Raw genomic sequence first — 7,517 nt, 5'->3', positions numbered from 1 at the left:
TGCTGGGCTGGAAAGAGGGTAAATTAGCTGCACACCAGTCTCGTTCGTGCCCGGATTGACAAAAGCCACCGCAGTCGAGGGTAATGCCGCTGCTGCTGGGCGCACGCTCGGAATGGCACTTACTGTGGGTACTAGTCTGTTTTCGCTCACCTTAGGTAATTGAGCCACGGATGGGACTTCGATGCGTTGAGTGCGTGGTGTGGGGATGGCAATCTGGACTGAATATGGCGATGGTGAGGATACTACTGCTGTCGCTGTGGGTGTAAAGGTTTGGCGATTAGCCACAGGTAAGCCGCTCCGAGGGAAGATTGTAGCAACAGTAGGCAGACTGCTAACTGTCGGCACTGCCCGATAACTGGCAGATGGTTTGGTGGGGGTTTGAATGCCTGTGGTGGGTGTGGATCGATTCTCTTTCAGAGAGGCTACGCCAACGACTAGGGGCTGTGGTTTGATGTAGCTGGGGCGTACTTGGCTGCTAGTCATCGAGATGGTTTCGCTCGCTTGACTGGGAATGGTATTCCGGAGTGGAGCGGGAACGGGAATATCGATAAATGGTTCGGTGGCTGTTTTGCTACCATTAACACCGACGGTGTAATTATCTGCTGTCAGTAAATCTGTGTGCTGCGGACGCACGATCTTCCCAGTGGGCGAGATCGCTGCCGATCCGGGTGTAACGGCGATCGGGACTTCGCGATTTGGCAGCCGATCGAGTGTAATCTGGGTGGAAGCTGGTGCGGGGGAAATCGGTAAATAAGGGCCGTAGATTTCCTGCTGTTTGGATTTAGGATTGTCTGCCGATGCCAATACTGGGGATGAGGTTTGTTCGCGTAATTGGGCTTGGTTCGTCGAGATGGGCTGAAGATCTGCCCAGACGATGCCCGCACTACCGATAAAGCTCAGGCTTCCCAGCCAAGCGACGATCTTCAATAGCAATGGGTTGCGGAGGAAGATATGCGACCGAAATTGCTGGTTTGAATGATGTGATGTTTTCTCTGCCTTGCTGCTCATAATTATTATAAATTTAACGCAGTCCAATTCAGAACTATTCATCCGCTTTAGCACCGCAAAACCACTTAATCTTGCGTTGTCCAAAGTAACTAATCTTCGTAGCCAAATGTGAATGTACCGGGTGTGAGATAAACCTGTGTTACCTCTGTTTCAGTTGTAAAACTGACGATCGACTCTCCTTGCGGTGAGATTCCCGAAACAGTTCCTAACTTACCATTTACCATCACTGAGCGACCACGAGTATTGAGTAGTTCCAGATAGTCCGATAATAGACAATCGATCGTTGTTGGAGTGCACCGTTTGTACCCGCTTATGATTCCCCTAATGGTACAGCTTGTTAACATCTCTATGGAAAAATTTCGGTAATTTGGCTGATAATCATTGCTTGGTGCTAAATTTATTGCTTTACCTACGACTGGATTTGTATAGTTAATTCCTACTCCGACGATCGCGGTTTGAATCTTACCGCCAGCGATGCGGGTTTGAGTTAAGATGCCGCCCAGTTTTCGATTCGCTAGCATCAGATCGTTGGGCCATTTAATTTCGATCGGTAGCCCTTGCTGTCGCAACCCGTCGGCAATTCCCCAAGCAATTCCGATCGTTAGTTGATGTACATTAGTCGCTAATAATTCGGGCGCGATCGCGATTGACAAATACAAACCTCCCAGCTCCGATTCCCATGTGCTGCCGCGTTGTCCGCGTCCGGCTGTTTGTTGGTTAGCAATGACGATCGTGCCGGGGGGCGCATTCTCTTGGGCAACTAATTGATATAATTTATCATTGGTAGATGGTAACGTATCGAAAATGTGGATCTTAAAATCTAAGTCCAAAGATCGATCGGCGGTTAATAAATCTAGTAATTTTTGACGATCCATTTATCTCGATTCAATTTCGGTAATTTCAGTGTAGTCAAAATCATTCGGGCTAGATTTAATGAGTGGGTATCGATGCCCATTAATCTCTAAATAATCTGCTGGTACGTCTGAGCGAGAAGTATAATAAGTTAATAGATATTGTCTGCCAATTTTCGACTGCATTTCGGTTTCGACTTCATCGCGCCATTGAGTTTTAGTAACTAGCACGACGAGTTGATTGGCGAGTTGTGGTAAAATTCGGGCAATCTGACGGCGCGAGAGCTGATCGAGGCTGCCAAATGGCGAATCCATCACGATTGGAAACGTATTGCTAGCGGGGACAGCTAGTAATTTTTGTTCGCTCCAATCTCGCACGCGATCGATAATACCACCGATAAAAGACAGACTGAGGATCTGATTTTCGCCAGTTGAAGCGGCAACTGTGGTTTCAATTCCTCTAGTCGTCTCTACTAAAATTAGTTCGTATTTTTCGGTAATTTTAGGTAAATAGGGAGTCACCGAAATCGTCTGGAAAATTCTTTGAACGCGCTGTTCGAGTTCGATCCGAAATTGCAGTTCCTGACGATCGCGCATGGTACTCAATTCTTCGATCGCCATCCGGGCGGCTTGAATTCGACGGTTGGCTAAACTTTGGCGATCTTGGTTGGTTTGTTGCTTAGATATTTGCTTGGCTAGGGATTGAATTTGACCTTCGAGATGGACGATCTGTTGGCGATTTTGACCTTGAGTGAGGGTGAGATCGCGGACTTTAATTTCGATCTCATCGAGCCGTTTTTGAAGATTGCTAATTTCGGCGTTTGTATCTTGACGGAGTTGGGTTTCGAGCCGATCGATACTTATTTCTAATTGACCGATTTCGGCTCTTGAGGTAGCCACAATTTGCTGCTGAAGATCGATCGCTTGCCAAAATTCAGCTCCTTTAGTTTCTAGGGCTTCGACTTGCGTAATCAACCGCATGGTTGTCTCTTCAATTACGGCAATACTGGCGCGTGAGAGCCAAACTTGAATCTGGGTATAGGCGGGGGTATTGGGAACTAATTTCGTACCGCACAGACAGTTTTGTTGGTGAATTAGTTGACTGAGAAATTCGCGCGAGATGCCTTGATTTAGCTCGCCGCGATCGCGTAACTCGCCGACAATTGTGTGAAAATCGCCAGTTAAGTCTGCTAGCAAAACGGTATATGCTTGAGTGGAGACTAATTGCTTAATCGCTGTTTGTGCCTGTGAGAGCTGAGTCTGGTAGGTTGCTTTGGCGCGCTCTAATTCTTGTCGTTGTAATTGGGTAGCTTTAGCAGCGGTGAGTTCGAGTAAATAACGATCGATTTCGCGATCGATTTGCTGAAAATTAGCAATTTCGCTCGTTATTTCGGCTTGGCGTGCTTGTAACTTATCGATTTCTTGTTGACACTGTTGCTGCGATCGGAGTAAATCTTTAGTAGTGGTATCGCCAATTTGAGCCAGTTCGGTTTCGAGCGTCTTTTTAGCTTCACCCAAATGTCGGATCGATCGATTTAAGACTTCTACGCCGAGCAAGATTTTGGTAGCTTCAGCGATTTCGAGTCGTTTATCCTGACGGACGATTTGCTCGATCCGCTCGCCGTCGAAGAAGAAATATTGATGCAGACTGGCGGGGAGAATTCTTCCGATAATTTCATCCGGCGGCTGTTGGGGATGCAGCCATTTCCCATCCGCGTCGCCGATGTATAAATAGAGTAGTTCGTTATTGACGATATTCACGCCAGCTTCCTGCTTGTAGGCGCGACACATCCGTTTAGCGCGGTAGCGTTTCCCATCGTGTTCCCAGGCGACTTCTACCCACGTATCGATGGCGGTACCGATCTCCGCCTCAGCGATGGCGCGGTTGTTTACCAGGCGTTCCGATTCGGCAAAAGCGGCGGTAAATTTCTCGTAGAGTACCCAGGTAAACGCATTGAGGATGGTAGTTTTACCCGATCCATTATTGCCATGAATAATTGTCGTATTGCGATCGCGATCTGTCGCCAGTTGAATTTCTGGTGTCTCGCCGTAAAATTGCCGAAAGTTACATAGCCGCAGCGCAGTCAGTTTCATCCGATCGCCTCTTTGATGATTTTGAGGATATCATCATTAATTGGCGAATTCTTTTTACGATCGAGCCTGTCTTTTTCGAGCTGGAGTACGCGCTCGATAATTTGGCGGACTGCTGGAGTCAGGTTTGGAGTCATAATGTTGAGCTATCGATTACTCGAATTGAGATGGAACTTATGCCAAGTGCGACTCGTCTAATTTTATACTAGCAACGATTATTATCTCAGATGAAAAAGTTTTTACTTATCCCCGCAATCCTCGCTACCTTAATTACAACAGCAATTACCCAAGCTCCACAAGCGGCTGTAGCTGGTGGAATCGGTAATAACTACATCTCACCTTCCGTAACTTTCGGCGGTGGAACGAGTGTATTTGGAATCGACAGTAAACTGGGTATCGCCGATAATATTTCCCTGCGTCCATTCATCTCGTTTCCTTCTGGTGCTACAGTATTTGGTACCAGTGTTACTTACGATTTCGATCTGCGCCAAGCATCGCTCCCCATTACACCATTTATCGGTTTGGGTCTAGATTTTGCCACGGGTAATTCTAATACTAGCACTAGTGGTTTCGCTCAAGTTGGTGCCGATTTTAACGTTAGCAAAGATATCGCTTTACTAGGTTCGATCTCGATTCCTTTAAATAACAATGCTAACAATGTGACTAGCTTCACGCTCGGTGCTGGCTTACGTTTTTAAGTTATCTGATGTGCGAATGCTGCAATAATACCGCGCGAAGATTGGGATCCCAATTTTCGCGCGGTTTCAGCTAATTGGCTTGTAACAACACAGCCGATTACACATTGGCATAGATTCTACCGTCGGGCATCTTCGCACCAGTCAGAATCGTGCCAACCATACTCGCACTACTCATTTCAGCGCGCATCAAGTTAGCATTAGTTAAATTAGCATCTTCGAGATCGGTTTTGGCTAAATGTGCCTCGATTAGCTCCACATTTACCATTGTCGAATAACACAAAATCGTGCGTGTCAGATCCGCATGATGCATTCGTGCATCGGTAAGATCTGCATAGCTGAGATTGGTATTTGCCAGCTTAATTTTAGACATAATTGCCCGACTCAGATTGGCTCCAGTCATCTCGCAAGCTGTCATAGTGGCGCGTTCGAGCTTGGCAAGCGAAAGATCGGCATGGGGTAGATTTGCCTCGTGGAGATTGGCTTCAGTGAGAATGGCATTTGTTAATTTTGCACCAGTCAGATTTGCACCAGAAAGATCGGCCCCTTTCAGGTTAGCTTCTGTGAGATTGGCATAACTGAGATCGACTTTCGATAGATTTGCCCCAGCCATGTTGGCATTGCGAAGATCGGCGCGACAGAGTTTGGCACTGCGGAGATTGGTATTATAGCTGCGCTTTTCTTCGCGAAAATTGGCAGCACGCAAACAAGCACCACTAAGATTGGCACCGCTGAGATTGACATTTCGCAAGTCAGCATCCATTAAATTGGCATCGATCAGATTTACCCACGTCATATCTGCACCGCGAAAATCGACATACTGAAGGCTAGCTCCATGTAGATCGGCATCGCGGAGATTGGCACCTTGGAGATCGGCTCTAATTAGTGTCGCACCAGCTAGCTTGCAGTTAGAAAGGTTGGTTTTGAGAAACTGAGCGCGGTTGAGATAGGCAAAAGTCAGGTTACTTTTACGCAAATCCGCTTGGTTGAGGACGATATCGATTAAATCCTGGGAAACCAAGCTAAAGCCGCTCAGATCGACTGAGGTAAAATCCCGTTCGCCGCCACGATATCGCCACAATAGTTCTTCCGCTTCCATAGCTTGGCTAGTATCTTTTGATGATGTCTCATCTAGTGTTCCCCAGATTGCTGTGGTTGTTACTGCTCGATGGTAGTTGTACCAATCTTGCCCAGGAGATGTGCGCTACTAGGTATAGCAATCGCCAGGGTGGTTAGAACAGTAAAACTAGTGTTGCTACAAACCCGACTTTTTGGAAAAGTCGGGTTTGTGTCTTAACCGACATGGCAACTGCCACAGCAGCAATTTGCGATTATGAAAATTGAGTCCCAGATCTAATGCTGGTTTTTAAAAATAAAACTGCTGCAATCCGCATGATGTCGTCAAACTTATCGCCAAAATTGAAGCGATAAAATAGCATCAGAGTTTTAAAATGAGAACTGCTGACTGGGGACAGGAACGATCGATCGAGGAGCCAAAAGCGCGGCTAAATTTTTAAAAACCAACGGCGACGATACATGAGGTAAGCAACACCCAACCATAATAAGACAGTCGCGATCGCAAACAACACGCCACTATTAAGATCTCCCGCCCAACCAAATAAGCTATTATTCAACCATTCATAGAGCGATTTAGCCTCCTTGCCGCTGCCAATTTGATTTACCATAATTAACTTAATCAAGACGATCGAAGCCACATAAATAAAGATGGCATTCAATCCCAAAATCTCAAATGGTTTGAACCACTGTTTATATTTCCGAACATCTACTAGCTCGTAGCAAGCCGCTAAAGAAATCAGTCCGGCACCCGTGGTAAACATCACGAACGAACTCGTCCACAGCTTTTTATTAATCGGGAAAATTCCATTCCATAATAACCCAATTACCACCGCCGTCAGTCCAAACATCAACAGATTAGTACTAGTCCGCGATGTCACCGATTGAGCTTTCAGCCATGCCCCAGTTAAATAACCAAATAAGATACTAGATATTGCGGGTAAAGTCCCGAATAAACCTTCTGGATCGCTCTTATACTCAGAACCCTTGTGTAAATGTGCTGGGGTAATAATTAACCGATCGACATAAGCCCCAAAGTTACCAGCTTTACTAAAAATACCATCGCTATTATCTAAAGCCGGGATAAAAGCCAATATTAACCAATACCCCACTAAAATGCTTATAGATAAGATCCAAATCTTTCTTGGCGGAAGTAATAGTACTGCGATCGAAGCACAGAAAAACCCAATGCCAATCCGCTGCAAAACGCCCATGATGCGGACGCGATCGAGGTTGGCAAATAGTGTCGGGGCGGTTAAATTATAGTTCCAGACTAAATTATTTAATAACAAACCCAATCCAAATAGAATCAAACTGCGTCGGGCAATTTGCCAGTACACTTGCTTGGTTATAGGTGCGGCTTGGCTGGTATATTTAGCCAGTGAAAAAGCCATCGACACGCCAATAATATACAAGAAAAATGGAAAAACCAGATCGGCGATCGTCCAACCATGCCAAGCAGCATGATCGAGCCATAAATATTTTTTACCATCATCGGGGAGGCTAGCCATATTTACTAAAATCATGGTAGCCATTGTCATCCCCCGAAAGACATCTAAGGAGGTTAAGCGCATAAATAATTAGGGGAAAGGGGGATTCTCACAATACTAGAATTCTATTCCAGGTTGGGCTTTAACACCTTGCTCTCGAAAAGGATGTTTAATCATCGTCATTTCCGAGATCGATCGAAGTCAGCCTCCAAATCGAGAATACCCACTTGTGGACATTATCCGCCGATGCCAATCAACTCCATCAAGTCCTAATTAACTTATGCATCAACGCCCGCGACGCAATGCCA

The 7,517-nt window shown here is 45.9% G+C and carries 7 protein-coding genes and 1 pseudogene; 1 reads left to right on the top strand and 7 read right to left on the bottom strand.

What is annotated here, in order from left to right; translation table 11 throughout:
• The 4 genes from Q0R35_RS06585 to Q0R35_RS06570 all read right to left on the bottom strand — a co-directional run.
• Positions 1-1,050, bottom strand: a 1,050-nt coding sequence (locus tag Q0R35_RS06585) for a hypothetical protein (protein ID WP_295615296.1), incomplete at its 3' end; no start/stop codon positions are given.
• Between the two features lie 47 nt (positions 1,051-1,097).
• Positions 1,098-1,883, bottom strand: coding sequence for a biotin--[acetyl-CoA-carboxylase] ligase (locus Q0R35_RS06580; RefSeq protein WP_295615295.1), 786 nt, complete (start codon positions 1,881-1,883; stop codon positions 1,098-1,100).
• A complete protein-coding gene (locus tag Q0R35_RS06575; protein WP_295615294.1) occupies positions 1,884-3,953 on the bottom strand; it encodes an AAA family ATPase in 2,070 nt (689 codons plus the stop codon). It abuts the gene before it with no gap.
• Positions 3,950-4,087 (bottom strand): hypothetical protein, encoded by a 138-nt coding sequence (locus tag Q0R35_RS06570; RefSeq protein WP_295615293.1) that lies wholly within the window; start codon positions 4,085-4,087, stop codon positions 3,950-3,952. Before Q0R35_RS06570 ends, Q0R35_RS06575 begins: the two co-directional genes overlap by 4 nt.
• A gap of 90 nt (positions 4,088-4,177) precedes the next feature.
• On the opposite strand from Q0R35_RS06570, the gene Q0R35_RS06565 reads away from it, so the two are divergent.
• Positions 4,178-4,648, top strand: a complete 471-nt coding sequence (locus tag Q0R35_RS06565) for a hypothetical protein (RefSeq protein WP_295615292.1) — start codon at positions 4,178-4,180, stop codon at positions 4,646-4,648.
• A gap of 97 nt (positions 4,649-4,745) precedes the next feature.
• Here the strand turns inward: Q0R35_RS06565 and Q0R35_RS06560 are convergent, their stop codons facing one another.
• The 3 genes and pseudogenes from Q0R35_RS06560 to Q0R35_RS19485 form a co-directional block, all read right to left on the bottom strand.
• Positions 4,746-5,744, bottom strand: coding sequence for a pentapeptide repeat-containing protein (locus tag Q0R35_RS06560; RefSeq protein ID WP_295615291.1), 999 nt, complete (start codon positions 5,742-5,744; stop codon positions 4,746-4,748).
• A 406-nt stretch (positions 5,745-6,150) separates the two neighbouring features.
• Positions 6,151-7,293, bottom strand: coding sequence for a heparan-alpha-glucosaminide N-acetyltransferase domain-containing protein (locus Q0R35_RS06555; protein ID WP_295615290.1), 1,143 nt, complete (start codon positions 7,291-7,293; stop codon positions 6,151-6,153).
• 33 nt (positions 7,294-7,326) lie between these two features.
• Positions 7,327-7,401: pseudogene (locus Q0R35_RS19485) on the bottom strand (cob(I)yrinic acid a,c-diamide adenosyltransferase); the annotation flags it as partial.
• Positions 7,402-7,517: the final 116 nt, after the last annotated feature.

The organism is Chamaesiphon sp. GL140_3_metabinner_50 (assembly GCF_025361915.1).
GTDB lineage: Bacteria > Cyanobacteriota > Cyanobacteriia > Cyanobacteriales > Chamaesiphonaceae > Chamaesiphon.
Note: the sequence above shows the minus strand (reverse complement) of the source record. Positions and strands in the feature narration are given on the sequence as shown.

What these genes read in the sequence shown, in the direction of transcription:
- Q0R35_RS06565 (WP_295615292.1), top strand. Translation starts at nt 4,178, where the DNA reads ATGAAAAAGTTTTTACTTATCCCCGCAATCCTCGCTACCTTAATTACA.
- Q0R35_RS06555 (WP_295615290.1), bottom strand. Translation starts at nt 7,293, where the DNA reads ATGCGCTTAACCTCCTTAGATGTCTTTCGGGGGATGACAATGGCTACC.
- Q0R35_RS06575 (WP_295615294.1), bottom strand. Translation starts at nt 3,953, where the DNA reads ATGAAACTGACTGCGCTGCGGCTATGTAACTTTCGGCAATTTTACGGC.
- Q0R35_RS06570 (WP_295615293.1), bottom strand. Translation starts at nt 4,087, where the DNA reads ATGACTCCAAACCTGACTCCAGCAGTCCGCCAAATTATCGAGCGCGTA.
- Q0R35_RS06580 (WP_295615295.1), bottom strand. Translation starts at nt 1,883, where the DNA reads ATGGATCGTCAAAAATTACTAGATTTATTAACCGCCGATCGATCTTTG.
- Q0R35_RS06560 (WP_295615291.1), bottom strand. Translation starts at nt 5,744, where the DNA reads ATGGAAGCGGAAGAACTATTGTGGCGATATCGTGGCGGCGAACGGGAT.